This window comes from Streptomyces sp. NBC_00019 (assembly GCF_045041015.1).
Classification (GTDB): Bacteria; Actinomycetota; Actinomycetes; order Streptomycetales; family Streptomycetaceae; genus Streptomyces.
In genome coordinates this window covers 7174244-7199905 of sequence record NZ_CP108302.1, presented here as the reverse complement: position 1 = coordinate 7199905, position 25662 = coordinate 7174244, and the positions used below count along the sequence as shown (strand labels likewise).

Annotated in this window: 22 protein-coding genes and 2 pseudogenes; 11 read left to right on the top strand and 13 right to left on the bottom strand. The window is 70.1% G+C overall.

Features of this window, described 5'->3' with window-relative positions; translation table 11 throughout:
- The first annotated feature begins 56 nt into the window (after nt 1-56).
- Nucleotides 57-920 (top strand): hypothetical protein, encoded by an 864-nt coding sequence (locus OHU89_RS34145; RefSeq protein ID WP_405648684.1) that lies wholly within the window; start codon nt 57-59, stop codon nt 918-920.
- Here the strand turns inward: OHU89_RS34145 and OHU89_RS34140 are convergent.
- The 4 genes from OHU89_RS34140 to OHU89_RS34125 all read right to left on the bottom strand — a co-directional run bounded on the left by OHU89_RS34140 (nt 917) and on the right by OHU89_RS34125 (nt 4523).
- The gene (locus OHU89_RS34140) at nt 917-3130 is read right to left on the bottom strand and encodes a HelD family protein (RefSeq protein ID WP_405654778.1); all 2214 of its coding nucleotides are present in this window, start codon (nt 3128-3130) and stop codon (nt 917-919) included. The genes OHU89_RS34145 and OHU89_RS34140 overlap by 4 nt on opposite strands.
- Before the next feature lie 153 nt (nt 3131-3283).
- On the bottom strand, nt 3284-3598 hold the full coding sequence (locus tag OHU89_RS34135) for a co-chaperone YbbN (protein WP_266887862.1): 315 nt from the start codon (nt 3596-3598) through the stop codon (nt 3284-3286).
- Complete coding sequence (locus OHU89_RS34130; protein WP_405648681.1) at nt 3595-3984, bottom strand: MerR family transcriptional regulator; 390 nt, start codon at nt 3982-3984, stop codon at nt 3595-3597. Before OHU89_RS34130 ends, OHU89_RS34135 begins: the two co-directional genes overlap by 4 nt.
- 29 nt (nt 3985-4013) lie before the next feature.
- Nucleotides 4014-4523 (bottom strand): Lrp/AsnC family transcriptional regulator, encoded by a 510-nt coding sequence (locus tag OHU89_RS34125; RefSeq protein ID WP_266887865.1) that lies wholly within the window; start codon nt 4521-4523, stop codon nt 4014-4016.
- Between the two features lie 45 nt (nt 4524-4568).
- On the opposite strand from OHU89_RS34125, the gene OHU89_RS34120 reads away from it, so the two are divergent.
- Both OHU89_RS34120 and OHU89_RS34115 read left to right on the top strand, forming a co-directional pair.
- Nucleotides 4569-5483 carry an NAD-dependent epimerase/dehydratase family protein gene (locus tag OHU89_RS34120; protein WP_405648678.1) on the top strand — a complete coding sequence of 305 codons (915 nt, stop codon included), beginning with the start codon at nt 4569-4571 and terminating at the stop codon, nt 5481-5483.
- A 1-nt stretch (nt 5484) separates the two neighbouring features.
- Nucleotides 5485-6381, top strand: a complete 897-nt coding sequence (locus OHU89_RS34115) for an aldo/keto reductase (protein ID WP_405648676.1) — start codon at nt 5485-5487, stop codon at nt 6379-6381.
- On the opposite strand, the gene OHU89_RS34110 is transcribed toward OHU89_RS34115, so the two are convergent.
- The 4 genes and pseudogenes from OHU89_RS34110 to OHU89_RS34095 all read right to left on the bottom strand — a co-directional run bounded on the left by OHU89_RS34110 (nt 6360) and on the right by OHU89_RS34095 (nt 10848).
- Nucleotides 6360-7970 (bottom strand): AAA family ATPase, encoded by a 1611-nt coding sequence (locus tag OHU89_RS34110; RefSeq protein ID WP_405648672.1) that lies wholly within the window; start codon nt 7968-7970, stop codon nt 6360-6362. The two genes, OHU89_RS34115 and OHU89_RS34110, sit on opposite strands and share 22 nt — an antisense overlap.
- A gap of 168 nt (nt 7971-8138) precedes the next feature.
- A pseudogene (locus OHU89_RS34105) lies at nt 8139-8648 on the bottom strand (maleylpyruvate isomerase family mycothiol-dependent enzyme); the annotation flags it as partial.
- 210 nt (nt 8649-8858) lie between these two features.
- Entirely contained in the window at nt 8859-9077 is a 219-nt protein-coding gene (locus tag OHU89_RS34100) for a hypothetical protein (protein ID WP_405648669.1), read from the bottom strand.
- A 97-nt stretch (nt 9078-9174) separates the two neighbouring features.
- A complete protein-coding gene (locus OHU89_RS34095; RefSeq protein WP_405648666.1) occupies nt 9175-10848 on the bottom strand; it encodes an MFS transporter in 1674 nt (557 codons plus the stop codon).
- 124 nt (nt 10849-10972) lie between these two features.
- Here OHU89_RS34095 and OHU89_RS34090 point away from each other — a divergent pair, with 124 nt between their 5' ends.
- Nucleotides 10973-11590 carry a TetR/AcrR family transcriptional regulator gene (locus OHU89_RS34090; protein WP_405648663.1) on the top strand — a complete coding sequence of 206 codons (618 nt, stop codon included), beginning with the start codon at nt 10973-10975 and terminating at the stop codon, nt 11588-11590.
- A 96-nt stretch (nt 11591-11686) separates the two neighbouring features.
- Here OHU89_RS34090 and OHU89_RS34085 read toward each other — a convergent pair whose 3' ends face one another.
- Nucleotides 11687-13069 (bottom strand): cation:dicarboxylate symporter family transporter, encoded by a 1383-nt coding sequence (locus OHU89_RS34085; protein ID WP_405648660.1) that lies wholly within the window; start codon nt 13067-13069, stop codon nt 11687-11689.
- Between the two features lie 152 nt (nt 13070-13221).
- On the opposite strand from OHU89_RS34085, the pseudogene OHU89_RS34080 reads away from it, so the two are divergent.
- Nucleotides 13222-14859: pseudogene (locus tag OHU89_RS34080) on the top strand (ATP-binding protein); the annotation flags it as partial.
- A gap of 569 nt (nt 14860-15428) precedes the next feature.
- The gene (locus OHU89_RS34075; protein WP_266887881.1) at nt 15429-16118 is read left to right on the top strand and encodes a response regulator; all 690 of its coding nucleotides are present in this window, start codon (nt 15429-15431) and stop codon (nt 16116-16118) included.
- On the opposite strand, the gene OHU89_RS34070 is transcribed toward OHU89_RS34075, so the two are convergent.
- Nucleotides 16105-16653 carry a hypothetical protein gene (locus OHU89_RS34070; RefSeq protein WP_405648656.1) on the bottom strand — a complete coding sequence of 183 codons (549 nt, stop codon included), beginning with the start codon at nt 16651-16653 and terminating at the stop codon, nt 16105-16107. The two genes, OHU89_RS34075 and OHU89_RS34070, sit on opposite strands and share 14 nt — an antisense overlap.
- Before the next feature lie 60 nt (nt 16654-16713).
- On the opposite strand from OHU89_RS34070, the gene OHU89_RS34065 reads away from it, so the two are divergent.
- The 4 genes from OHU89_RS34065 (at nt 16714) to OHU89_RS34050 (ending at nt 20849) form a co-directional block, all read left to right on the top strand.
- A complete protein-coding gene (locus OHU89_RS34065) occupies nt 16714-17583 on the top strand; it encodes a 5'-methylthioadenosine/S-adenosylhomocysteine nucleosidase (protein WP_405648653.1) in 870 nt (289 codons plus the stop codon).
- Nucleotides 17584-17762: 179 nt separating this feature from the next.
- A complete protein-coding gene (locus OHU89_RS34060) occupies nt 17763-19136 on the top strand; it encodes an extracellular solute-binding protein (protein ID WP_405648652.1) in 1374 nt (457 codons plus the stop codon).
- A gap of 10 nt (nt 19137-19146) precedes the next feature.
- Nucleotides 19147-20007, top strand: a complete 861-nt coding sequence (locus OHU89_RS34055; protein ID WP_405648650.1) for a carbohydrate ABC transporter permease — start codon at nt 19147-19149, stop codon at nt 20005-20007.
- 5 nt (nt 20008-20012) lie between these two features.
- On the top strand, nt 20013-20849 hold the full coding sequence (locus tag OHU89_RS34050; RefSeq protein WP_405648647.1) for a carbohydrate ABC transporter permease: 837 nt from the start codon (nt 20013-20015) through the stop codon (nt 20847-20849).
- Here the strand turns inward: OHU89_RS34050 and OHU89_RS34045 are convergent.
- Together OHU89_RS34045 and OHU89_RS34040 are read right to left on the bottom strand one after the other, a co-directional pair.
- Nucleotides 20786-22990, bottom strand: coding sequence for a tetratricopeptide repeat protein (locus tag OHU89_RS34045; protein ID WP_405648645.1), 2205 nt, complete (start codon nt 22988-22990; stop codon nt 20786-20788). The two genes, OHU89_RS34050 and OHU89_RS34045, sit on opposite strands and share 64 nt — an antisense overlap.
- Nucleotides 22991-23056: 66 nt before the next feature.
- Nucleotides 23057-23521, bottom strand: coding sequence for a PPOX class F420-dependent oxidoreductase (locus OHU89_RS34040; RefSeq protein WP_405648642.1), 465 nt, complete (start codon nt 23519-23521; stop codon nt 23057-23059).
- A gap of 176 nt (nt 23522-23697) precedes the next feature.
- Between OHU89_RS34040 and OHU89_RS34035 the strand changes: the two genes are divergently transcribed.
- Nucleotides 23698-24411, top strand: a complete 714-nt coding sequence (locus OHU89_RS34035; protein ID WP_405648639.1) for a helix-turn-helix domain-containing protein — start codon at nt 23698-23700, stop codon at nt 24409-24411.
- Nucleotides 24412-24460: 49 nt separating this feature from the next.
- Here the strand turns inward: OHU89_RS34035 and OHU89_RS34030 are convergent, their stop codons facing one another.
- Complete coding sequence (locus OHU89_RS34030; protein WP_266887900.1) at nt 24461-25486, bottom strand: ATP-dependent 6-phosphofructokinase; 1026 nt, start codon at nt 25484-25486, stop codon at nt 24461-24463.
- Nucleotides 25487-25662 lie beyond the last annotated feature (176 nt).

The following is a 25662-nucleotide window of genomic DNA, read 5'->3' as shown; positions in this document are numbered from 1 at the left end:
CACTCCGTAGAGTGGTCCGGGTCCACGTCGGTGCTCCACGGGGGAGTTGCGGGCCCATGCGATCCGGAAGCACGCGCGGGGCGGTCCTGGCCGCCCTGCTCTGCGCTGTCGCCGTACTGCTGCTCGGCGCGTGCGGAACGCAGGTGGCCGGCCGGGAGACCTCGCCGTCGGCCACCGCGTCCGCGCCGGTCACCGGGCTACCGTGGACGCTGTCGGCGCCCATCCGGATCACCGGCGCCACTCTCGGCACCGACCGACGCACGGTGACCATCGCCGCGGACGTGCCCAGCGGCCCGAACCCGTGCGTGCGGAACCTCAAGGCGGTGCTCACCGAACCCGTGGGGAACAGCGTGCGGGTCCAGGTCACCTACACCTCGCCGGCGGGCGACAGACGCTCCGGCTGCACCGGGACGGCCACGGCCAAGACCCGGGTCAAGCTCCCCGAGCCGCTGGGAGAGCGGGAGTTGGTGGTCGGCATGGATGTCGTGTTCACCGCCGAGGGCGCCCACCTGCCCGCGCTACGGCTCTGCGGTGACCTGGGCTGCACTCCTGCGGCCACCGGCTGCACCGTCGCCTCCTACGAGCAGGCGCTGAAAGCGGTCGGCGCACCCGCGCACACCTATCGGGACGCGGAGCACTGCGACGGCAAGTGGCTGGTGCTGGACTTCTCCTGGCGCACGGGCCCGGTCTGCGGTGACACGACGAGCGGGGCCTGCACCTCGCGGCTGGGCGACCGTTGGTTCTTCAAGGCCGAGAAGTCGGGCTGGAAGCCGTTCTTCCGCACCGCGGAGGGGGGCTGCCAGGACGTGCGGGACAGGGAGCCGGCCTTCCCGACCGCCCTCTGCGCGTCACTGGAGCCCCTCGCCCCGTCGCTGCACCCGACCCACTCCACGACGACGACCAAGGCACCCTCGCCCTAACCGGCCAGCGCCTTCGGCAGTCGTCCGGTGTGCAGCACCCCCAGCCGCTGGGTGGCCCGGGTCAGGGCCACGTACAGATCGCTCGTGCCGTACAGCCCCGGCTCGACCACCAGCACGGAGTCGAATTCGAGGCCCTTGGACTGACGCGGGTCGAGGAGTACGACGGTCCGGGTGAGGTCCGGTTCGGCGCCCGCCGTCACCCCGTCCAGGTGCGCCGCCAGCCTGGTGTGCAGATGGCGTGGGGCGATGACCGCGAGCCGGCCCTCGGCGGGGGTCAGCTCCTCGACCGCCTTGGCCACGGCGCCGGGGAGGTCGTCGGTGGCGCGGACCCAGGGCCGTACGCCGGTCGAACGGACCGAGCTCGGCGGTTCGAAGTCCGGGTCCTCCGCCCGTACGACGGCTGCCGCCAGCTCCATGATCTCGGCGGGCGTGCGGTAGTTGACGCCCAGGCGGGTGTGGTCCCAGCGGTCCTCGACATACGGTTCGAGGATCTTCTGCCAGGAGCCGACGCCCGCCGCCTCCGCGGTCTGCGCGGGGTCGCCGACCAGGGTCATCGAGCGGGTCGGGCTGCGCCGCATGAGCAGCCGCCAGGCCATCGGCGACAGCTCCTGCGCCTCGTCGACGATGATGTGCCCGAAGGCCCAGGTCCGGTCGGCGGCCGCGCGCTGGGCGGCGCTGCGGTGGTCGTCCTCCTCCTGTCGCTCGGCGAACCGTTCGGCGTCGATGATGTCGTGCGCGGACAGCACCTCGGAGTCCTCGTCGTCGATGTCCTCGAACTCATAGGTCCGGGAGGCGTAGGAGACGTCCAGCACACCCTGTGCGTACGCGACCTGGGTCTCCCGTTCACGCTCGGCCCGTGCCCGCGCCAACCGCTCGTCCACGCCGAGCAGTTCGGCCGCCTCGTCGAGGAGCGGTACGTCCGCCACCGTCCACGCCCGGGTCACCGGGCGCCTGATCGCGGCCGCGTCCTCGTCGGGGAGGTAGCCCACCGGGTCGGCGAGGAAGTCCGCGACCAGGCGCTGTGGCGTCAGGCGGGGCCACAACTGGTCGATGGCGGCCCACACTTCACGGTTCTCGGCGATCTCGTCGCGGATCTGTGTGACGTCGCTCGGGTCGAGGAGGTTCGTGCCGTCGTACGGGTCGGTGCCGACGCGCTCGGCGTACAGCTCGGTGAGCGTGTTGAGGATGTGGCCCTCGAAGTGCTCGCGGGCGACGTTGTGCGGCAGTCCGGCCTCGCGGGTGCGCTCGCGGGCGACCCGCACCAGGTCGTCGTCGAGCATGAGGATCTCGCGTTCGTGCTCGATCGCGATCACCGGATCGGGCAGCGACTGCCAGTCGCGTACGGCTGCGGCGAGGACGTCCGCCATCGCGGCGTGCCCCTTCACCGCGGCCGCCTCGCGGGTGTCGGTCGCCTTCGCCTTCACGCCGGGGAACAGTTCTCCGACCGTCGCGAGGAGCACGCCCGTCTCTCCCAGCGAGGGCAGCACCTCGCCGATGTAGCCGAGGAAGGCGGGGTTGGGGCCGACGATCAGGACGGCGCGCTTGGCCAGCAACTCACGGTGTTCGTACAGGAGATACGCGGCCCGGTGCAGGGCGACGGCCGTCTTGCCGGTGCCGGGGCCGCCCTCGACCACCAGCACCCCGCGGTGCGGTGCCCGGATGATCTCGTCCTGCTCGGCCTGGATGGTCTGCACGATGTCGTGCATCCGGCCGGTGCGGGCGGCGTCGAGCGCGGCCAGCAGTACGGCGTCGCCGGTCGGGTCCTCGTGGCCGGTGCGGGTCGCGTCGCCCAGATCGAGGATCTCGTCGTGCAGGGCGGTGACCTCACGGCCCTCGGTGGTGATGTGCCGGCGCCGCCGCAGGCCCATCGGGGTGTGGCCGGTGGCCAGGTAGAACGGCCGGGCCACGGCGGCCCGCCAGTCGATCAGGACCGGTGTGCGCTCTGCGTCGTCCCTGCGCAGGCCGATCCGGCCGATGTGGTGACTGGTGCCGGACATCAGATCGATCCGGCCGAAGCACAGCGAGCCGTCCACCGCGTTGAGCGCGGCCAGCAGCCCCGAGCGCTCGGCGACCAGGATGTCCCGCTCCAGGCGGGCCTGCATGGGCGTGTTGCCCTGGGCGAGCGCGTCGGTGACACCGGTCTCGGTGTCACCGCGCAGGGCGTCCACGCGTGCGTACAGGGTGTCGATGAATTCCTGCTCACCGCGAATTTCACCGCTGTTTGACAATTCCACTCCCACGCCGATATACTGTGCCTACCGAGCTTCCTTGCGACCGAATTCCCGTAAAGTCGCGAACCATTGAGTGTAACCAAAGAAATCCCCCCGGCACAATTGCCGAGGGGATTTTTTCGTTATGCGTAATCAGATCACGTCGGCCAGTTCCTCCAGCAGCCGGCGCTTGGGCCTGGCTCCCACCATGGACTTCACCGGCTCACCGCCGCGGAAGACCATGAACGTGGGCATCGAGAGGACTTTGTAGGCGTTCGTGGTCAGCGGATTGTGGTCCACGTTCAACTGCACCACCTTGAGTCGGTCGGCCTCCTCGGCGGCGAGGGCACGCAGCACGGGGCCCATCTGTCTGCACGGCGGGCACCAGTCGGCCGTGAACTCCACGAGCACCGGCATCTCGGACCCGATCACTTCCGCCGCGAAATCCGCGTCCGTCACATCGATCACAGTTCCTGCCCTCCCAGTTCGCACAACGGTGGTTCGTCCCCGGCCATGGCCGCCAGCCGTGCGCCGATCTGCGCCCGCACCGTCTGCAGTTCGCCGATCAGCTCGTCCAGCTCCGTCAGCTTGCGCCGGTAGACCGCGAGCGAGGCGGGGCACGAGTCGCCCTCGGGATGCCCGGACCGCAGACACTCCACGAAGGGCCGCGTCTCCTCCAGGTCGAACCCGAAGTCCTGGAGCGTCCTGATCTGCCGCAGCAGCTTCAGATCGCTCTCGTCGTACGCCCGGTACCCGTTGTCGCCGCGCCGCGCGGGCAGCAGCCCCCGGGACTCGTAGTACCGCAGCGTCCGCGTCGTGGTCCCGGCCCGTGCGGCCAGCTCGCCGATTCGCATACGTACGAACGTAAGCCTTGACCCCGACGTCAAGGCAACAGCGGTTTGCGCTCCACGGGAGAGGTGAGCACGATCGAGGTCGTCGTGCGGCCCAGCGCGGAGACCGCTTCGAGGACCTCCTCCAGGTGGACCGTGTCGCGGACGGCGACCTTGAGGATCCAGCAGTCCTCGCCGACCACGTGGTGCACCTCGGTGATCTCGGGGCGCTCGATCAGCTCCAGGGTCCTCGGGTGCTTCAGGTTGTAGCCGCCGTGCGGGTTGACCCGGATGAACGCCTGGATGCCGTAGCCGAGCCGGGCGGGGGCGACATGGGCGCCGTAGCCGCTGATCACACCCGCCGTCTCCAGCCGCCGCACCCGCTCGGTGACCGCCGCCGGACTCAGCCGCACCCGGCGCCCCAGCTCGCTCAGCTTGATACGGCCGTCGCTCTGGAGGAGCTCCAGGATCTGCCGGTCCAGCGCGTCGAAGGCCACCGAGGTTTCATCGGTGGTGGCTCGCAGATGCCGAGGTTCTTTCGGCGCGGCGGCCTGAACTCCCATGGTTCCCCCTTCAGAACGTGGATGTACGCCGGGAGAATTATGGCCATGGAAAAGGCACGGGAGATACTGGTCATCGGCGGCAACCGCTATTTCGGCAAGCGCCTCATCGCACGGCTGCTGGCCGCCGGAAACCGCGTGACCGTACTGAACCGGGGATCCTCGCCGCCACCGCCGGGCGCGACGCATCTGGTCGCCGACCGCAATGACGAGAAGTCCCTGACGGACGCGCTCGGTCCTCGGGTGTTCGACGTCGTCGTCGACCAGGTCTGCTACACCCCCCGGCAGGCGGAGATCGCCCGCCGGGTCTTCGCGGGGCGCACCGGGCGCTATGTGATGACGTCGACGGTCGAGGTGTACGAGTACGAGGACTCCATCGCGCTCGTACGGGAGGATGCCGTGGATCCGCTGACGGTGACCGTCGACACCGAACTCCCCTGGGACGACCCGGAGTTCCTGGAGTCCCACTACGGCGAGGGCAAGCGGCAGGCGGAGGCGGTGTTCGCGGCCGCTCCGGACTTCCCGTACGCGGCCGTCCGCGTGGCCCATGTGCTGGGCGGGGACGACGACTTCACCGGACGCCTCGACCACTACGCCTCCCGCATCCGCACCGGCGAGCCGATCGCGGTGCCCTTCTCGAACCAGCCCGCCACCTACATCCACGTCGAGGAGATCGCCGACTTCCTGGCGTGGGCGGCCGGCGAGGAGTTCACGGGACCGGTCAACGCGGCCTCCCACGGTCTGCTGAGCACCGTCGAGCTGTGCGAGGCGGTGACCGCGCACCTGCCCCGGGGCAAGGTCGTACTCCAGCTCGTCGAGGTCGGCGAGGTCTCGCCGTTCGCCTTCTCCCGCTCCTACGGCATGGACAACTCCCGCGCCGCACGGCTCGGTTTCCCCTTCGGCGACGTACGGCAGTGGCTGCCCACGGCGATCGCCGAGACGCTCGGGAAGGGCGGCAACTGACATGCGGTACCGCACACTTGGCGACCTGCGGGTGAGTGCCGTCGGGCTGGGCGCGATGCCGCTGTCCCTGGAGGGCCGCCCGGACGAGCGGCGGGCCCTGGCCACCGTGCACGCGGCACTGGACGCGGGCGTCACCCTGCTGGACACGGCGGACTCGTATCATTTGCCCGGCGCCGAGCCCGGCCACAACGAACTGCTGGCGGCCCGCGCCCTCGCCGCGTACGGCGGTGACACGTCCGACGTGCTGGTGACGACGAAGGGCGGCCGGGGCCGGCCGGCCGACGGCAGCTGGACGGTGACGGGTGACCCGAGCCATCTGAAGCGGGCCGCCGAGGGCTCCCTCAAGCGGCTCGGCGTCGAGGCGATCGGCCTCTACCAACTGCACAAGCCCGACCCGGCCGTGCCCTTCGAGGAGTCGGTCGGCGCACTGCGGGAGCTGCTCGACGAGGGCAAGATCCGCCTCGCCGGGGTCTCCAACACCGATGTGGAGCAGATCCGTTCGGCCCGCGCGATCCTCGGTGACCGGCTGGTGTCGGTGCAGAACCAGTACTCCCCCGAGGTCCGCGACAGTGCGGCCGAGCTCAGGCTGTGCGCGGAGCTGGGTCTGGCGTTCCTGCCGTGGAGTCCGCTGGGCGGTATCTCGCGCAGCGCGCTGGACGGGCCGTCGCGGCTGGCGGGGGCGGGGCGCTTCGGCGCCTTCCACGAGGTCGCGGCCGAGCGCGGGGTCAGCGCCCAACAGGTGTGCCTCGCCTGGCTGTTGGCGAAGTCGCCGACCGTGATCCCGATTCCGGGGGCGAGCCGGCCGGAGACGATCCGGGACTCGGCGGGCGCGGCGGACCTCGTACTGAGTGCGCAGGAGCTGGCGCGGCTGGACGCTCAGCGCAGCGGCGGGTCGTAACGGCCGGGAGGCGTCCCCGGGTATCCCGGGTACAGGCCCGGCCCCGGGCGCAGGCCCCTGACGACCCGCACCTCCCCTCCCGCGTCCTCGTCGCCGTCCGCCATCCAGTCCTCGTCCTCGATGTCCTCGGCGCCCCGCACCCCCAGCAGCCGGCGGGTGAGCCGGTCTCCGTCGGACAGCAGCTCGTCGAGGGCCTCGCGGACGTCCTGCCCCTCGGTGCGGTCCGACTCGCGTTCGGCGGCGATGAGCACGGACCGGCGTACCAGTTCCTTGGTGAAGGAGGCGGTCGTGCCCTCCGTGCGGGTCACGACCTCGTCCGCGATGTCCTGGCCGAGGCCCAGCCCGCTTCCGTACAGGCCGAGCAGGGCGGCGCGGCCCGCGGCATCCGGGAGGGGGATCTCGACGGCGAGGTCGACCCGGCCGGGGCGCTGCACGAGGGCGGGTTCCAGGAGGTCGGCGCGGTTGGTGGTGAGGAGGAAGGTCACGTCGGCGTCGTCGCCGAGGCCATCCATCTCGTTCAGCACCTGGAAGAGCAGGGGCTGTTCGCCGCCGCCGTAGTCGCGGGCCTCGGCGATGAGGTCGCAGTCCTCCAGGACGACGAGGGCCGGCTGGAGCATCCGGGCCAGTGCGCAGGCCGGGCCGATGGCCTCGATGCTCTCGCCGGACAGGATCACCACCGTGAACTGCGGCAGGTGGGAGAGGAGATAGCGGATCGTGTGGGTCTTGCCGGTGCCGGGCGGGCCGTACAGCAGCAGTCCCCGGCGCAGATGCTGACCGGCCGCGCGGAGCTGTTCGCGGCGCCGGGCCACACCCACGACCTGGCGCTCCACGCGGTCCAGGAGTCCGGCCGGCAGCACGATGTCGTCGCGGGTCAGGTCGGGGCGGCGGTGGAAGCGGAACGGTCCGAGACCGTGGCCGAACTCCGAGCCCTCGAAGGAGAGGACCTGTCCGCGAAAGACGTTGTGCTCGCGCAGAAGGGCGTCGATCTCGGCGAGGAAGCGGTCCCCGAACTCCTTCTCTCCGGCGAGGACCTCGAGCTCGACCTTGTTGCGTCCGTACTCGTCCTGCGGGCCGCGCAGGAGAACGGCGAACCGCTCGTCGCCCTCCGTGCCGAGGTAGAACCCGCAGGAGACACAGGCCAGTTCCTCGTCCGGGGAGACCGGCAGGTGGGCGTAGTCGACGGCGCCGACCACGAACCGCTGGTGGCGGTCGGCGACTTCGAGGATGTCGCCGAGGGTGAGCTCGCCGTGGTGCTGGGAGCCGCGCATGCCGATCAGTTCATGGGTACGGCCGTCGGCGGCGAACCAGCGCTCCAGAGCGAGGTGGACGTTGGGCAGGTCGTACGAGGCGTACGCGGCCTTCACCACCGGGCGGTCCGTCGGCGCCGAACCCAGGTGGTCGCGGAGCCGCTTGGCCAGGTCGCGGCTGCCGTCGGCCTCGGTGCGCTTCGGGCGGGCGACCGCCGCGAGGAACTCGTAGAACAGCTCGCTGATCCGGTCCAACGACAGGGGCGAGGGCTCGCGGTCCTTCCCGTACCTCGCCTCGTACTCGGCGCTGCTGACGATCTCCACCCCACCGGGCTCCCCCATGTCCGCCTCCGCGTCGCTCTGCCCTACGCCCCGAGGTTCTCCAGCCTGCGCCCCAGCGGGCCGCGGGTCAAAGTATTTGGGGCAAGTGGTCGCGAACAGACCGGAAAGGGACGGGAGACGTCACTCAGGTGGCGTCGAGCAGCGCCTGCTCCTCTTCGCATCCCCCGTTCAGCCCGCCTTCGGAACCGCCCCGTCGAGCCGTGGTGCCGCCGCCTCCGTACGTCCCGTCAGCAGGAGCAGCAGCGCGGAGACCGGGCCGCTGATCTCCTCCCCCTCACCTCGCGTCCACTCGATGTCGGTGGCGACGAGTCGGGCCTTCGGCAGTGGCCAGGGGCGGGGCGGGAAGCGCATGGTCCACACCCGGTCGACGGAGTCGCGGGCGGCGGCCGGGGGCATCTCACGGTGCCGGCCGAGCGCGAGGGCGATGTCCTGGCCGTGTACGAGGAGGTCGAGGAGGGGTTCGCGGGGAGAGGTGGTGGGGGCGAGGCGACGGGAGCCGATGATGGAGCGCAGATCGGCGACGATCTCGGCGACGGGCCGCTCCGCCTCGCGTACGGCCGAGTCGTGGATCATCCGGTTCCAGTCGCCGCGGGCGCGGACCATCTCCCGGACGACCTGCCCGTACGTGAAGCGTGCCGCGACGATGAGATGCGCGGCGACGTCCCGCACCCGCCAGTCCCAGCGATGGCGCTGCGCCGGGCGGGGCTTGTCTGCGCGGGAAAGTCCGCGCCCGCAGGGGCGCGGGGAACTGCGCGACCAGCCACGGTCGGCCCTCGCACGTATACGAACCACGAGTAGCAGTGCCCGAAGCGCCTCACCCAGCGGAGCGCCATCGCCCGGTACGGGCGTGCTCCTGTTCCTCCCGTACCGGGCCCTGGAGAAGACGGGCTATGTGACGCGGGTCCCGGGCCCTGCTCCCAGCGCCCATCGCACTCTGATCTCGGTGTAGGTGTACCCGCGCAGCGCGTAGACGCGCTGCGCGCCCTGGTCGAACGCGATCCGGCTGACCCAGGTGGCAGCCTCGTTGCAGGCAGCCAAGGTTGCCTGCAACGCCTCCGCCGGCTCGGGCGTCGGGGTGAGTCTGACCTGCACCACAAGCTTCACCATCACCGAACGTACACACCTGCACCAGAACCAATGACACGTTCGAGATCATTCACTGGATCAGCGGCATACTGCTGACGCAGAGCGGGAGTTCGGTGAGTCAGCGGCTGCCGGCGAGCTCCTTCTCCTCCGCGGCCGCTTCGACGGGCTCCGCCGCCTTGTTCCGCCCCGGCAGCAGCACCGCGACCAGCACCGTGCCGACGCCCAGGACCACGGCCCCGATCAGGCTGGTGTGGGCGACCGCGTCCGAGAAGGAGGAGCCGACCGCGTCGGCCATCTGCTTGGCCCCGGCGGCGAGTTGATCGGCCTGCCCCTTCAACTGGGCGGCCTGCTGGGGGTCCGTCGCCTTCGCGGCCTGTCCGGCGATCTGCCGGGCCTGCTCCCCGATGCCCTGCGCGACGGCGTACCCGGCACCGACCGAGTCCTGTGCGGTGTCGAGCGTGGCCGCGGGGAGCTTGCTGCCGCCCGTGGCATCGGCGAGGTGGTCCGAGTACGACGTCGCCAGCAGCGAGCCGAGGATCGCGATGCCGAGCGAGCCGCCGAGCTCGATCGAGGTGTCGTTCACCGCGCCGCCGACGCCCAGTTCGGACTCGGGGAACGCCCCCATGATCGCGTCCGTGGCGGGCGAGAGGGCGAGGCCGATCGCCAGACCGAGGACGGCGAGGGGGGCGACGAAATCGCCGTACGACGAACCGGCGTCGACCTGCGTCAGCAGCGCGAGCGCCGCGGTGCCGCCGACCATGCCCGCGGTGACCGTCCACTTCATGCCGACCCGCGGGGTGAGGAAGCCGGTCAGGGCCGAGCCCGCGAACACCGCACCGGCGAGCGGCAGCATGCGCAGGCCGGTCTCCAGGGCGCTGTAGCCGAGGACGAACTGGAGGTGCTGGGTGAGGTAGTAGAAGGCGCCGAAGACGGCGAGGAAGAACAGGGCGACGGCGAGGTTGGAGCCGGCGAAACCGCGGTCGGTGAAGCGGCGGACGTCGACGACGGGGCGCGGGTGACGCAGCTCCCACAGGACGAAGGCCAGCAGTCCGGCGCCCGCGACGACCGCGGCGCCGATCGCCTTCGCACCCCACCCGAAGTGCGGGCCTTCGATGATCATGTAGACCAGCGAGCCGATCCACACCACCGACAGCAGCCCGCCGACGTAGTCGATCCGGCCCTTGTCCCTGGCCTTGGACGGCGGTACGAGGACCAGGGCGCCGACGATCGCGAGCGCGGCGACGGGGACGTTGATGAGGAACGTCGAGGTCCAGTCGTGGTTCTCCAGGAGCGCGCCCGCGACCAGCGGACCGGCCGCGATGGCCACGCCCGACGTGGCGGTCCACACGGTGATCGCCTTGGCCCGCTCGGCGCGCGGGAAGGTCGAGGCGAGCAGGGACAGCGTCGCCGGCATGATCATCGCGGCGCCGGTGCCCATCACGGCACGGGCCGCGATGACCGTCGTGGAGCTGTCGGCGAAGTACCCGAAGACGGACCCGCCGCCGAACACGGCCAGGCCGAGCAGAAGGGCGCCGCGGCGGCTGTACTTGTCGCCGATCGCGCCGAGCAGCAGCATCAGCGCGGCGTACGGGACGGTGTAGCCGTCGATCACCCACTGCAGGTCGGCGCTGGACAGACCGAGGTCCTCGGTCATGGCGGGCGCGGCGACCGTGAGGGCGGTGTTCGCCATCACGATGATCAGCAGGCTCAGACAGAGGACGAGAAGCGCCCACCAACGCCGGGCGTAGGGGCGGTCCATCCTCTCGACCTGTTCGGTCATGACGAGTCGCATGGCAGGGGTGGCCTTCCTCGGCGGACTTGTTTCCACGGCTTGCACAGCGCTGTGCACTTGCACAACAATGTGCAATGTACGCTCGCTGCACAGCACTGTGCAAATCGTTGAGGAAGGAGGCACAATGGCGTCCATGACCACGGGTAACACCAGCCGCGCCGACGCCAACCGCCGCCGCATCCTCGACGTGGCGCTCGCCGAGCTGCTGCGCGATCCGGACGCGTCCATGGACCAGATCGCGCGCGCCGCGGGAGTCGTACGGCGGACCGTGTACGGGCACTTCCCCAGCCGTGAGGCGCTGCTGAGCACGCTCGTCGACGGAGCCGTGGAGGCGGTGGCTGCCGCCGACGAGGCGGGGCGCAAGGGCGTCGAGGACCCGGCACAGGCGCTGGCCGCCTCAACCCTGGCGGTCTGGGAGGTCGCCGACCGCTATCGCATCCTGGTCGCGCTGGCCCAGCGCAGCGTGACGATGCAGGGCATCCGGGAACGTCTGGCGCCGGTGCGCGAGTCCAGCGAGGAGCTGCTGCGGCGCGGCCTGGACGAGGGCGTCTTCGTCTCCGTGCTGCCCGTGCCGGCTCTGGCGTACGTCCATGAACAGCTGGTGTTCGCGGTGATGGAGGCGGTGAACGACGGCCTCCTGGCACCCGAAGAGGCGGGCCGCTCCGCCGCGGTCACCGTACTGACCGCGGCGGGCGTACCCGCCTCTCGTGCCACCGAGCTGGTGGCGAAGCTGAGCGATTGAGTTGTACTGCCTTTGACCACTGCCCGGGCGGCTGAGCGACGGGGGAGCTACTCAGCCGCCCGGAGTCTGTTGCCCTCGTGGGGCCGGGCCCTGCCCCTAGGCCTTGGCGAGTTCCTTCTCTCCGCCCTGCTCCGGCACATCCGCGACAACGGTCTCGTGGCCGTCGTCGAGGAGGGTCTTCTCGTCGAACGGCAGGTGACCGGCGAGGACCTGGTCGACGCGCTCGCGGTCGATCTCCTTGGTCCAGGTGCCGATCAGGACCGTGGCGACGGCGTTGCCCGCGAAGTTGGTGAGGGCGCGGGCCTCGCTCATGAAGCGGTCGATGCCGACGATGAGGCCGATGCCGTCCACCAGGGCCGGCTTGTGCGACTGCAGACCACCGGCCAGCGTGGCCAGACCCGCACCGGTGACACCGGCGGCGCCCTTCGAGGCGACGAACAGGAAGAGCAGCAGCGGGATCTGCTCACCGATCGACATCGGCGTACCCATGGCGTCGGCGATGAACAGCGAGGCCATGGTCATGTAGATCATGGTGCCGTCGAGGTTGAAGGAGTAGCCGGTCGGGACGGTGATGCCGACGACGGGCTTGCTGATGCCCAGGTGCTCCATCTTCGCGATGAGCCGCGGCAGCGCGGACTCGGAGGAGGAGGTCGACAGGATCAGCAGGAACTCACGGCCGAGGTACTTGAAGAGCGTGAGGATGTTCAGGCCCGCGATCACCCGCAGCAGCGTGCCGAGCACGATGAAGACGAACAGGATGCAGGTGGTGTAGAAGCCCAGCATCAGCAGGGCCAGGTCCTTCAGCGCGTCCACGCCGGCGGAGCCCACGACGGCGGCCATGGCACCGAAGGCACCGATCGGAGCGGCCCACATGATCATGGCGAGGATGCGGAAGACGAGGCGCTGGATGTGCTCGACACCGCGCAGGATCGGCGCACCGGCGGGGCCCATGGCCTGCAGCGCGAACCCGGCGAGCAGGGCGATGAGCAGCGTCTGCAGGACCTCGCCCTGGGTGAACGCGGAGATCATCGTCGTGGGGATGATGCCGAGCAGGAACTCGGTGGTGTCCTTGGCCTCCGCGTCGACCTGTGCGTGACCGGCGTCCTTGACCGCGTCGGTCACCGCGAGGCCGGTGCCCGGGTCCAGGATGTTGCCGACGACGAGGCCGATGCCCAGCGCGACCATCGACATGATCGTGAAGTAGAGCAGCGCGATACCGCCGACGGCACCGACCTTGGCGGCCTTCCGTACCGAACCGATACCCAGCACGATCGTGCAGAAGATGATCGGCGAGATCATCATCTTGATCAGGTTCACGAAGCCGGTACCGATGGGCTTCAGCTCGACGGCGAAGTCCGGCGCGACCATGCCGACAAGAATGCCGATGGCGACCGCGACGATCACCGCGATGTACAGATAATGGGTGCGGTCCCGCTTGGCGGGCGCGGCAGATGCGGTTTCGGGGGTGCTGGCGGCCACGGCTGCCCTCCTTTGACGTCTTCGTCGGTTGACACCGGCGTGCGGCTCACGTCCGGGCTTTAGAGGAATGCCGTGACTATCTCCCGCCCTGTGAGGGCGGTCACCCTTCCGTTCATTTAGTTCACACTTACTGTCGGAGGCACACTGACGACATGCACATCCCGGTCCCGAGACCCCGCAGCCTGGCCGGCCAGCTCTTCGCCATGCAGGCCGTGCTCATAGCGGTGCTCGTCGCCGGGTACGCGCTCTTCACCTACGTCAGCGACCGCAGCCAGGCCGAGGACGCGGCCGGCCGCCAGGCGATGGGGGTGGCCCGCGCGGTCGCGGACGCCCCTTCCGTACGGGAGGCCATCGGTACGTCCGATCCGTCGGCGAAGCTCCAGCCGTACGCGCTGCGGGTGATGCACGACGCCGACGTCGACTTCGTCACGATCATGAATCCGAAGGGGATCCGCTGGACGCACCCCCGCCAGGAGGAGATCGGCAAGCACTTCCTCGGCAACATCACCCCCGCCCTGCGCGGCGACTCCTTCACCGAGACGTACACGGGCACGCTCGGCGCCTCGGTCCGCGCGGTCACGCCGATCAAGGCGGACGGCAAGGTCGTGGGCCTGGTCAGCGCGGGTATCAGGGTCGAGGCGATCAGTGAGCGGGTGCAGGGCCAGCTGACGGCCCTGCTGGGCGTCGCCGCGGGCGCGCTGGCGCTGGGCGCGGTGGGCACGTACGTCATCAACGCCCGCCTGCGCCGCCACACCCACAACATGAACGCGACCGAGCTCAGCCATATGCACGACTACCACCAGGCCGCGCTGCACGCGGTGCGCGAGGGGTTGTTGATGCTGGACGGGCAGTACCGGGTGGCGCTGATCAACGACGGCGGCCGGGAACTGCTCGGCGTGGCCGATGACGTGGTGGGCCGCTCGGTGGCGGAACTCGGCCTGCCCGCCCCGCTGACAGGCGCGCTACTCGCGTCGGAGCCGCGGGTCGACGAGGTGCACCTGACAGCGGACCGGGTCCTGGTCATCAACACGTCACCGGTGTCCGGAGGAGACCGCCGGGGCACGGTCGTGACCCTGCGCGACGTGACCGAACTCCAGTCCCTGATGGGCGAGTTGAACTCCGAACGCGGCTTCACCCAGGCCCTTCGCTCGCAGGCGCACGAGGCGGCGAACCGTCTCCACACGGTCGTCTCGCTGATCGAACTCGACCGGGCCGAGGAGGCGGTGGACTTCGCCACGGCCGAACTGGAGCTGGCGCAGGCGCTCACCGACCAGGTCGTGGCGGCGGTGAGCGAACCGGTACTGGCGGCCTTGCTGCTCGGGAAGACGGCACAGGCGAACGAGCGGGGCGTGGAGCTGGTGGTGTCGGAGGACAGCCGCCTGGACGACGGTCTCCTGCCGGCCTCGCTCCCCGCCCGCGACCTGGTGACGATCCTCGGCAACCTGATCGACAACGCGGTGGACGCGGCGCAGGGCAGCGTGGGCGCGCGCGTCACGGTGACGGCGTACACCGAAGCCGACGAGCTGATGCTGCGCGTCTCCGACACGGGCGGCGGCGTGGACCCGGCGCACGCGGAGGCGGTGTTCCAGCGAGGCTTCTCGACCAAGCCGGCGGGCCCGGGCGGCCGGGGGCTGGGCCTGGCTCTCGTACGCCAGGCAGTCGGCCGCCACGAAGGGACGCTGACGGTGGCCGAGGCTGCCGGGGGCGGGGCGGAGTTCGAGGTTCGCGTGCCGTTGCGGGGTGGGGGGTCGGCCGAGGCCGGGGTGCGGGGGGCTACTCGGGCCGGGGGCGGGGTGCGGGGGGTGACTCGGGCCGGGAGCTCGGCGGAAGCCGGGAGCGTGGGGGGCGCGGCGGAGACCTGGGGCGAGGTGCAGGTCGGGGGCGGAGTACAGACCGGGAGTGTCGGGGGCGGGGCGGAGGGCCAGGGCGCGGTGCGGGTCGGGAGCGGGGTGGAGACCGGGCGCACGGCGCAGACCACGAACATCCGGAGCGAGCCGGAGACCGGAGACACAGCGCACACCACGAACATCCGGAGCGAGCCGGAGACCCGGGGCGGAGTGCAGACCAGGGGCGTCGAGGGCGAGGCGGAGGCCGGTAGCGGGACTGAGGTCGGGGCGTCGGTGTCGTCGTGGGGGAGCGATGGGGCGGTGGCGCTGGAGACCGCGCGGGGCGGCGGTGTGGGGGCCGGGCGTACGGTGGGCGCGGCGGCGTCCGAAGATGCGTCGACGACAGGTGCCGCACCGGTGGGGATCGAGCCGCGAACCCCGGGGCCGGAGGGTGCCGAACCGGAGGGCTCCGAGCGTGGGGTCCCCGCGCCGGAGGGCGCCGGTTCGCGGGGTACCGCTTCTGGAGGCGACGCATGACGACCCAGCCACAGCCGATCCGTGTCCTGGTCGTGGAGGACGACCCGGTCGCCGCGGACGCGCACGTCATGTACGTCAACCGGGTGCAGGGCTTCACGGCCGTGGGCAAGGCGCACACCGGGGCGGAGGCGCGGCGCCTGCTGGACCGTACGCCGGTGGACCTGCTCCTGCTGGACCTGCACCTCCCCGACGTGCACGGTCTGCAGTTCGCCCGCTCCCTCCGGGCCGCCGGACATCAGGCGGACGTGATCGCGGTGACGTCGGCGCGGGACCTGACGGTGGTACGGGAGGGGGTCTCCCTGGGTGTCGTCCAGTACGTCCTGAAGCCGTTCACCTTCGCCACGTTGCGGGACCGGCTGGTGCGGTACGCCGAGTTCCACGCGTCGGCGGGCGAGGCCAGCGGGCAGGACGAGGTGGACCGGGCGCTGGCGACACTGCGCGCGCCAGGACCGGCGGCGCTGCCGAAGGGGTTGAGCTCCCCGACGCTGGAACGGGTCACCGTGGCGCTGCGGGACAGCGGTGAGGGACTGACGGCCACCGGACTCGCGGAGGTCGTCGGGATCTCACGGATCACCGCCCGGCGCTATCTCGAGCATCTCGTCGACGCGGGGAGGGCGGCGAGGGCTCCGCAGTACGGGACGGTGGGGCGGCCGGAGTTGCAGTACCGGTGGGTCAAGGGGCCGTAGGACCGAACGGCCGCGTATATACGACGACTTGGGCCGCGAGCCCGATCACGGTCAGCGCCTCGACGAGCGACAGGACGAGAAGTCCGGCACTGGCCTCGCCCGCGGCCCAGTAGACGGTGAGCCCGGCGAGGGGTACGACACAGAAGGCCATGAGGTCGATCCCGCACTGGATGACTTTGCGCTGACGCCGGCGGGAGTCGGAGCGGTGGGCGGTCTCCCAGGCGAACGCGTGCTCGGCCCTGGCGAGTTGGGCGAGCTTCGGTCCCAGCTCGTGGCGTACGTGCCTGCCGATCGCGGAGATCTTCTCGTCGTTGACGAGGTACGTCCACCCGAGCACGACGCACACGGGCGGGAGCGCGAGCAGCATGTCGGGGCGTTTCGCCTGGGCGGTGGCGGCGATGACCGCGGCGACGATGGTGAGGGTGACGTAGAGCAGGTTGTCGCGGAAGCCGATGCGGGTCTTCTGCTCGTCCTTGAGGGTCTGGTACTCGGCGAGGAGGAGTTGCCCGACGGTCACGTCATGCTGGTCCGGCATGAGCTCTCCTTTGGTCCCAACGGCGTCCCTGCGCAGGTCACTTGGCCGTACCTTAAGGGAGTGACTCGACCCACCGTGGCGGTGTTGACCGCGTTGTCCCTTGAGTACACGGCCGTGCGGGGACACCTCTCCGACGTACGGAAGCCGGAGCATCCGCGAGGCACGCGCGCCGCGGTGGGGGTGCTGGCGGGTACACCGTGGTCGGTCGCCCTGGTGCAGATGGGCGAGGGGAATCTGACGGCCGCCGCGCTCACGGAGCGGGTGATGACGTGGCTGGAGCCGGAAGCCGTCTTCTTCGTCGGGGTCGCCGGGGGGCTGAAGAGCGACATCGCGTTGGGGGACGTGGTGGTGGCGACCAAGGTGTACGCGGTGCACGGGGGCAAGGACACGGACGAGGGCTTCCATGTACGACCGGAGGCCTGGCGGGCTTCGCATCGCCTGCGGGCTGCGGCGCAGGAGGCGTTGCGGGACGATCCCCGGGCGCATCTGAAGCCGATCGCCGCGGGGGATGTGGTGCTGGCGGCTTCGTCGTCCGCGCTGGCCGAGCATCTGCGGAAGTACTACAACGACGCCGCCGCCATCGAGATGGAGGGCGCGGGGGTCGTGAGCGCGGTGGACCTCGCGGGTGGGGACGCGTTGGTGATCCGGGGGATCAGCGATCGGGCCGACGGGGACAAGTCCCGGCTGGACGGGGAGGGTTGGCAGCCTCGGGCTGCGGCGAGTGCGGCTTCGGCGATGGTGGCGGTACTGCGGGAGCTGCGGCCGTTCGGTGGGCGGTCGTCACCGGCGGGTTCGGCGGGGGCCGATGACTCCGGGGAGGGTCCCCATCATGGGTCCGTCTACGGAGGGGACCACTTCGACTTCCGGAACAGCACGTTCAACGGACCGTTCGTGGGCAAGCGGGTGGAACGGGGGGATGGGGACCGGTAGGCCCGGGTCGGTGCATGGGCCGGTGCCTGTCGCCACGGCTGCGTTGCCGGCGGGGTTCACGAGGCCCGCCGAAGCCGCCAACACCCAATCCGCCGCAGACTCATTGACCTGACTAGACCACTCCCCCTACGTTCACCGGGCAGCCACCCGGCCACCCCCACGTGAGCCCGTAGGAGGTCATGCCCGTGCGCCCCACCGCCGTTCTCCCCGTACTCCTCGCCGCCGCCCTCACCGCCACCGCCCTCACCGCGTGCAGCTCCGGATCCGGAAGCGACCCGGACACGCTGAAGGTCTCCTTCAAGCAGTCCACGGACAACTCCATCAAGGTGATGGACGAGTACCTCGCCGGCGTCAAAAAGCAGTTCGAGAAGGCGAACCCCGGCAAGAAGGTCGAGCTCGTCCCGATCAAGGCCCCGGACTCGGAGTACTACACCAAGGTCCAGCAGATGCTCCGCTCCCCCAAGACCGCCCCGGACCTGGTCTACGAGGACACGTTCCTCATCAACTCCGACATCACCAGCGGGTACTTGAAGCCCCTCGACGCCTACCTCGCCAAGTGGCCGGACTGGAACCGGTTCATCGACACGGCGAAGACCGCGGCCAAGGCCGAGGACGGAAAGACGTACGGCGTCCCGGACGGCACGGACACCCGGGGCCTGTGGTTCGACAAGGGCATCTTCGCCAAGGCCGGTCTCCCCGCCGAATGGCAGCCCAAGACCTGGGGCGACGTCCTCGAAGCCGCCCGCACGATCAAGGAGAAGGTCCCCGACGTCACCCCCCTCAACGTCTACACCGGCAAACCCGCAGGTGAGGCCGCGACGATGCAGGGCTTCGAGATGCTGCTCTACGGCACGGCCGACGGCACCGCGGACCCCCTCTACGACACCGCCACCAAGAAGTGGATCGCCGGCGGCCAGGGCTTCAAGGACGCCCTCTCCTTCGTCGAGACGGTCTACAAGGAGAAGCTCGGCCCGGACGTCGAGACCGCTCTGGACCCCAACATCCAGACCATCATCCGCGGCGACCTCCTGCCCAAGGGCAAGCTCGGCATCGACCTGGACGGCTCCTGGCTCCCGCAGGACTGGCTGGAGGGCAGCGGGCACGAATGGCCCGAGTGGTCCCAGAAGCTGGGCCTCGCCTACATGCCCACCCAGAACGGCCAGGCCCCCGGCAAGGTGAGCATGTCCGGCGGCTGGACATGGGCGATCCCGTCGAAGGTGGCCAACCCCGACCTGGCCTTCGACTTCATCAAGACGATGCAGACGAAGGCGAACGCCCAGAAGTGGTACGTCGCCAACTCCGGCATCGCGGTCCGCAAGGACGTCGCCGAGGACCCCGCGTACGCCGACGCCCAGCCCGGCATCAAGTTCTTCACCGACCTGGTCGCGAGCACCCACTACCGGCCCGCCTACCCGGCGTACCCGAAGGTCTCCACCGCGATCCAGGAGGCGATGGAGGGTGTGACGACGGGCGACATGTCGGTGGCGGAAGCGGCGAAGGCCTACGACGAGGAACTGAAAACGGCGGCCGACGGCAAAGTGATCGAGAAGTGAGCCCTCTCCCATGAGACTCACGAGGACCGCCCGCGCCCTCCCCCTCGCCCCCTCCGTGATCCTCCTGCTCCTCTTCCTGGCCGGCCCGATCGCGTACTGCGCCTACATTGCCTTCACCGACCTCCAGCTCACCGGCCAGGCCCAGGAGTCGTTCATCGGCTTCGAGAACTTCCGTACGGCGTTCGGGGACGAGGCGTTCCTGAACGCGGTGTGGCTGACGCTGGTCTTCACGGTCGTGTCGGCACTGATCGGCCAGAACACGCTGGGCCTGGCGCTGGCCGCGCTGATGCGGCGCGCGTCGAAGCCGGTGCGCACGGTCGTCGGCGCGGTGGTCATCGCGGCGTGGGTGCTCCCGGAGGTGGTCGCCGGCTTCCTCCTCTACGCCTTCTTCCGCCGCGAGGGCACCCTGAACGCCATCCTGGACTGGCTCCATCTCCCCACCCAGAACTGGCTGTTCACCCTGCCGATCCTCGCGGTGTCGTTCGCGAACGTGTGGCGGGGCACGGCGTTCTCCATGCTGGTCTACTCGGCGGCGCTGAACGAGATCCCCAAGGAGATCACCGAGGCGGCGGAGGTCGACGGCGCGGGCGGCTGGCGCCGCATGTGGCACATCACGCTCCCGATGATCCGCCGCTCCATCGGCACGAACCTCATGCTCATCACCCTCCAGACCCTGTCCGTCTTCGGTCTGATCTGGGTGATGACGAGAGGCGGGCCGGGAGGCAAGAGCCAGACCCTCCCCCTCTTCATGTACGAGGAGGCGTTCCAGAAAAGCATGATCGGCTACGGCACGGCGGTGGCGCTGCTGCTTCTGGTGGTGGGCTCGCTGTTCTCGGCGGTGTACGTGCGTCTGCTCCGGACGGAGGTCTGACACCGATGGCATCCATGACATCCCGCAGAACCGCCCACCGCCTGGCCGCCGACGCGGGCCTCCTGGTGGTGGCCGCCGCGTTCATGCTCCCGCTGACTTGGGTGCTCCTGTCCTCGGTGGACCCGGACGCGAACCTCCGCGTGAAGCTCCCCGACGGTGTGACCCTGTCCCACTTCGACGCGGTCCTGACACCGGAGATCACGTTCACGCCGCTGCTGAACAGCCTGCTGCTGTGCGGTGGCGGCACCCTGCTGACGGTGGTGTGCGCGGCGCTGGCGGCGTACCCGCTCTCCCGCTTCCGCTCCCGCCTGAACCGCCCCTTCCTCCTGACGATCCTGTTCGCCACGAGCCTCCCGATCACCGCGATCATGGTCCCGGTGTACGCCCTGTTCGTCCAGGTGAACCTGATCGACACCCTCCAGGGCACGATCTTCTTCTTCGCGGCCTCTCAACTCCCCTTCGCCATCTGGCTGATGAAGAACTTCATGGACGGCGTACCGAAGGAACTGGAAGAGGCGGCCTGGACGGACGGCGCGTCATCCTTCCAGTCCCTGCTCCGGATCGTCCTCCCCCTGATGGGCCCGGGCGTGGCGGTGGTGACGGTCTTCTCCTTCGTCATGATGTGGGGCAACTTCTTCGTCCCGTTCATGCTGCTGCTCACACCGGATCAGATGCCGGCGGCGGTGAGCATCAACGAGTTCTTCGGGAACCGGGGGATGGTGGCGTACGGGCAGCTGGCGGCGTTCTCGGTGATCTACTCGACGCCGGTGATCCTGCTCTATGTGCTGGTGGCCCGACGGTTGGGCGGGGGGTTCGCGTTGGGCGGGGCGGTCAAGGGGTGAGGCGGGCGGGCGTTGCCGGCCTGTCCCGCGGCCACCAGCGCCCGCGCCGCCTCTGCCGGAGCGTTGGCCACGGTGAAGGCGTCGACGGCCTGGAGCCAGTAGGCGACCGCCCTGGCGGCGTCGTGAAGGTGTTCGTGGACTCGGGCCAGGCCCCGCAGACCCTGCCCCGCTCGGTACCAGTCCTCGAAGTCCTGGTGAATCGCCACGGCCTCGCCGTAGGCCTCGACGGCCTCCTCGGCCCGGCCTGCCGCCCGAAGTGCGGTACCGAGGTTGTGCCAGGCTCTGGCTTCCCGCTGCCGGTCGCGTACGGCCTGGTACAGCTCGAGCGCACGGGTATGGGCGGCGATCGCCTCGTCCACCCGGCCCGCCTCCCGCAGGGCGATGCCGAGGTTCCCCCAGGAACTGCCCAGGCGTTGGCTGTCCTCGGCAGTGTGGTTGATGTCCCGGGCGCGTGAATGGGCCTTGATCGCTTCCTCCACCCGGCCCGTCCGGCGCAGAGCGATGCCGAGGTTGTTCAAGGCGTTCGCCTCACCCCGATGCTCGGCCAGGTCCTTGTAGAGCTCGTGGGCATTGCGGTGGGCATCGATCGCCTCCTCGAGTCGACCCGCCCCGCGCAAGGCACTCCCGAGGTTGTCCCACGCGCTCGCCTCCGCTCTGTCGTCCTCCGACCGGTAGGCCGCTTCGAAGGCGGCTCGGCTGACGGTGATCCAGTCGTGGTAGCGCCGTCGCCACTCCAGATACGCCGCCAGCCGCGCGGCCAGCCGCACTGCCCGGTCCGCATAGCGCGTCTCACGCGCCCACTGAACGGCCGCGACCAGTCCTGGCCGCTCCGCATCCAGCCAGTCCAGCGCCGCTTGGCGGTCCTGGAGCCCCTGCGGCTCCGGCCGGCCCGGAAGCCACCGGAGATGGTCGTCGGCAGCGCGCGCCAGCCGATGGTAGTAGGTGAGCACCCTCAGCCTCGCCTGTTCGGCCTCCGCCGCCAGCTCCGCATCGGCCGCCACCACGCCCGTCCCGTAGGCCCGGACCAGGTCATGCAGCCACCACCGGCCACGGCCTCTTCCCCGCGTGACCAGATGGGCGCGGGCCAGGGCCTCCAGAGCACCTTGCGGCGGGACCGGATCGTCGGTCAGAACGGTGATGACGTCCGTGGTCACCTCCGGCCCCGGAGCCACCGCCAGCAGGCGGAACAGCCGTGCCTGATCGGGAGGCAGATTCCGGTACGACAGGTCGAAGGCCGCCCGCACGCTGCGTTCACCGTCGTCGAGGTGATCGAGTCGGTTCCGGAACTCGGCGAGTTCACCGGCGAGTTCGGCAACAGGCTTGTCCACGTCCAGTACGAGGAGCGCCGCCGCGATCTGCAACGCGAGCGGCAGATGCCCACAGCGCAAGGCGACCTGCGCGGCTGCCTCGGCCTCGTCGGCGACACGGCTGTCAGCGGGATCGGCAATGCGCAGCGCTCGTTGGAGCAGGTCATACGCCTCCCGCGGGGTCAGTTCGTCCAACGCCAGCAGCCGCGCTCCCAGTTGAGGCAGCTTGCTGCGCGAGGTGACCAGCAGTCGATGTCGTGGGTCCCCCGGGACGAGCGGGCGCACCTGCTCCGGCGAGGACACGTTGTCGGCCAGCACCAGCACCGCGCCCTGCTGCCGCGCCCTGTCCGCGAGCCTCGACCGGTACAGGGAGCCCTGTTCGTCCGCCCCCAGCGGAATGTGCTCGGGCTCCAGGCCGAGCGCCCGCAACAGCGCCTCCAGTGCCTGATCCCCCGCGACGGGCTTCTCGTCGTACCCGTGCAGGTCCAGGAACAGCACCCCGCCCGGAAACCATCCCGCCGCACACGCCCGGTGAGCGGCCTCCACCGCGAGAGCGGTCTTGCCGATCCCCCCGAGTCCGGACACCGCGGCGACCAGCACCGGTACCGCCTCGGAGGCGGCGTCCCCCGCCGACGGGCCGAGCGCTTCGAGCAGTCGGGTCAGCTCACCGTCCCGGCCGGTGAAGCCGGTGGCCCGCGCGGGCAGGGCGTTCAGCGCCGTAGGAGCCGCCGCGCGCTGATAGAAGTTCCCCTTCGCCACGACGGGGCCCTCGAACTGCGCACCTCCGAAGTCGAGGTGGTCCCCGCCGTACCGCCCGTCGCCCTCGTCGCTCATCGAGCCGCCCCCCGCAACTCCTGCGCCCGCCACGTGCCCTCACGGTACGCACCGGATCGCTTTCCCTTAAGCCCCTTCAGGCAACACCCCGGGACGGAACGGCTCCACCCCCACAACCCTCCGCACCTTCACCGGCTCGATCAACAACATCACCCGCCGCTCCCCCGCCAACAACCACGGATACCGCTCCTCCCCGATGTACTTCCGGGTAAGCCGGTCCATGGACCGCTCCGCCTCCTCGCCCTCGACGAAACGCACGACCCGCCCCCGGATCTCCACCCGGTCGTAGGGGTTCTCGGGGTCATGGTGCGACAGCGAAACGCTCGGATTGCGCCGAAGATTCTCCTCCTTCACACGCCCGATCGCCGTGTTGACCATGACGTACTCCCCTTCGAGATCCGCCCACATGGGCGAGACCTGCGGAGACCCGTCCGCCCCCACCGTCGCGAGGTGCCAGAAGTTCGGCGCCAGCAACCGCTCGCGAATATGCCCCTCTACCTTGCCATTCACCTCGTACACGAAGATCCACACACCTTTCCGGAATCCCGATCAAGCCACTGCGCGCCATCCTCGCCACCACCCCCACCCACCCGACAGACGATCTTCAGCCACCCCCGACCGGGGCCTGAACCGTACGTTCCTACAATCCGTGATCCTGGCCGAACAGACCGTGGTCTCCGGAGCGCAACGCCCCTACGTTGTGCCCCGTGCGCCGACCCCCAGCCCTCCCGAACCAGCCAGGCCCTCCCTTCAACGCCCCCGCCGCCCGCCGCCTCCGTACCGCCCTGAACATGGGCCCCGAACATGTCGCCTACGGCATGCGGGCCTCCTACGGGCTGCCCTACGTCACCCCGGACCTCGTCATCGCATGGGAACGGGGCACGACGAACCCCACCAGCCCCGAACTCACCGCTCTCGCGGGCGTGCTGTGGTGTTCCGCCGGCGAACTCATCGGCAAGCCGCGCACCCTGCGCGAGCACCGGATCAGGCGCGGCCTGGCCCCCGAGGACGTCACCCATGCCCTGGGGCTCGAACTCCTCGCCTATCTGCGCATGGAGGAGAACAACGACTGGCGCGGCAACGACCGTCAGTCCGCGGTCCTCGCCGAGGTGCTGGACCTGGCCCTGCCGGACTTCGTCACCGTCACGGGCCGTGAGCCACGGCTGACCGAGCATCTGCGCAGCGCCGTCACCACGCGCTGGCAGGCGTACGTCCGTCCCGTGAGCAAGATCGTGCCCCTGGACCGGCGGCTCCTGGAGGATGTCCTCCAAGAGCTGCACCAGGAGTACCAGGGGCAGATGGTCGCCACGCTGAGCTGGGGAGAAGGCAGCGCGGCAGGCGATTCGAGCCACTCGGGCCGAGACTTCCTCGACCGGATCGTCGACAACTTCTGGACGAACGTCCAGAAAGTCACGGGGTAGAAGTCCCGGCGAACACGGTCCGGGCGATCTCGGTCCGGGCGAGCGCGGTCTAGAAGACCGACTCCGCCTCGTCCATCCGGTCCTTCGGAACCGTCTTCAACTCGGTCACCGCCTCCGCCAGCGGCACCGTCACGACGTCCGTCCCGCGCAGCGCCGTCATCCGCCCGAACTCACCCCGGTGCGCGGCCTCCACCGCGTGCCACCCGAAGCGGGTGGCCAGGACGCGGTCGTACGCCGTCGGTACGCCACCTCGCTGGACGTGGCCCAGGATGACCGGCTTGGCCTCCTTGCCGAGCCGCCGCTCCAGCTCGTACGCCAGCGCCGTACCGATGCCCTGGAAGCGCTCGTGGCCGAACTGGTCGATGTCGCCCTTGCCGTAGTCCATGGAGCCCTCGGCGGGGTGCGCTCCCTCGGCGACGCAGATGACCGCGAACTTCTTGCCGCGGGAGAAGCGCTCCTCGACCATCTTGACCAGATCGGCCGGGTCGAAGGGGCGCTCGGGGAGACAGATGCCGTGGGCGCCGGCGGCCATGCCGGACTCCAGCGCGATCCAGCCCGCGTGGCGGCCCATGACCTCGACGACCATCACCCGCTGGTGGGACTCGGCCGTCGTCTTGAGGCGGTCCATCGCCTCCGTGGCGACCCCTACCGCCGTATCGAAACCGAAGGTCCGGTCCGTCGAGGAGATGTCGTTGTCGATCGTCTTCGGGACGCCGACGACCGGGAGGCCCGCGTCCGACAGCATCCGCGCCGCCGTCAGCGTGCCCTCGCCGCCGATCGGGATCAGCGCGTCGATACCGAAGTCACGGGCGATGTCGGGCGCGTTCTCACAGGCCTCGCGGAGGCGGTCGCGCTCCAGACGGGAGGAGCCGAGGATCGTGCCGCCGCGGGCCAGGATGCCGCTCACCGCGTCCAGGTCGAGGCTGCGGTAGTGGCTGTCCAGGAGGCCCGCGTAGCCGTCCTCGAAGCCGATCACCTCGTCGCCGTACTGCGTGACCGCTCGGTGCACGACCGACCGGATCACTGCGTTCAGGCCGGGGCAGTCGCCGCCTGCGGTGAGAACTCCGATACGCATCGTGCTGTGTCTCCTGCTCGCTGTTGATACCGGTGAGCCAGTCCGATTGTTTCACGTCCCACACCGCACTGCCGCCTCCACTCCTGACGGGCGCCTTAGCCAGCGCGAGAGGTATTGTCAAGAGGGTTCTGCTCACCTCGGTGGGCGATTTTTGTGCCCCCTCTTTCGAACGGAGA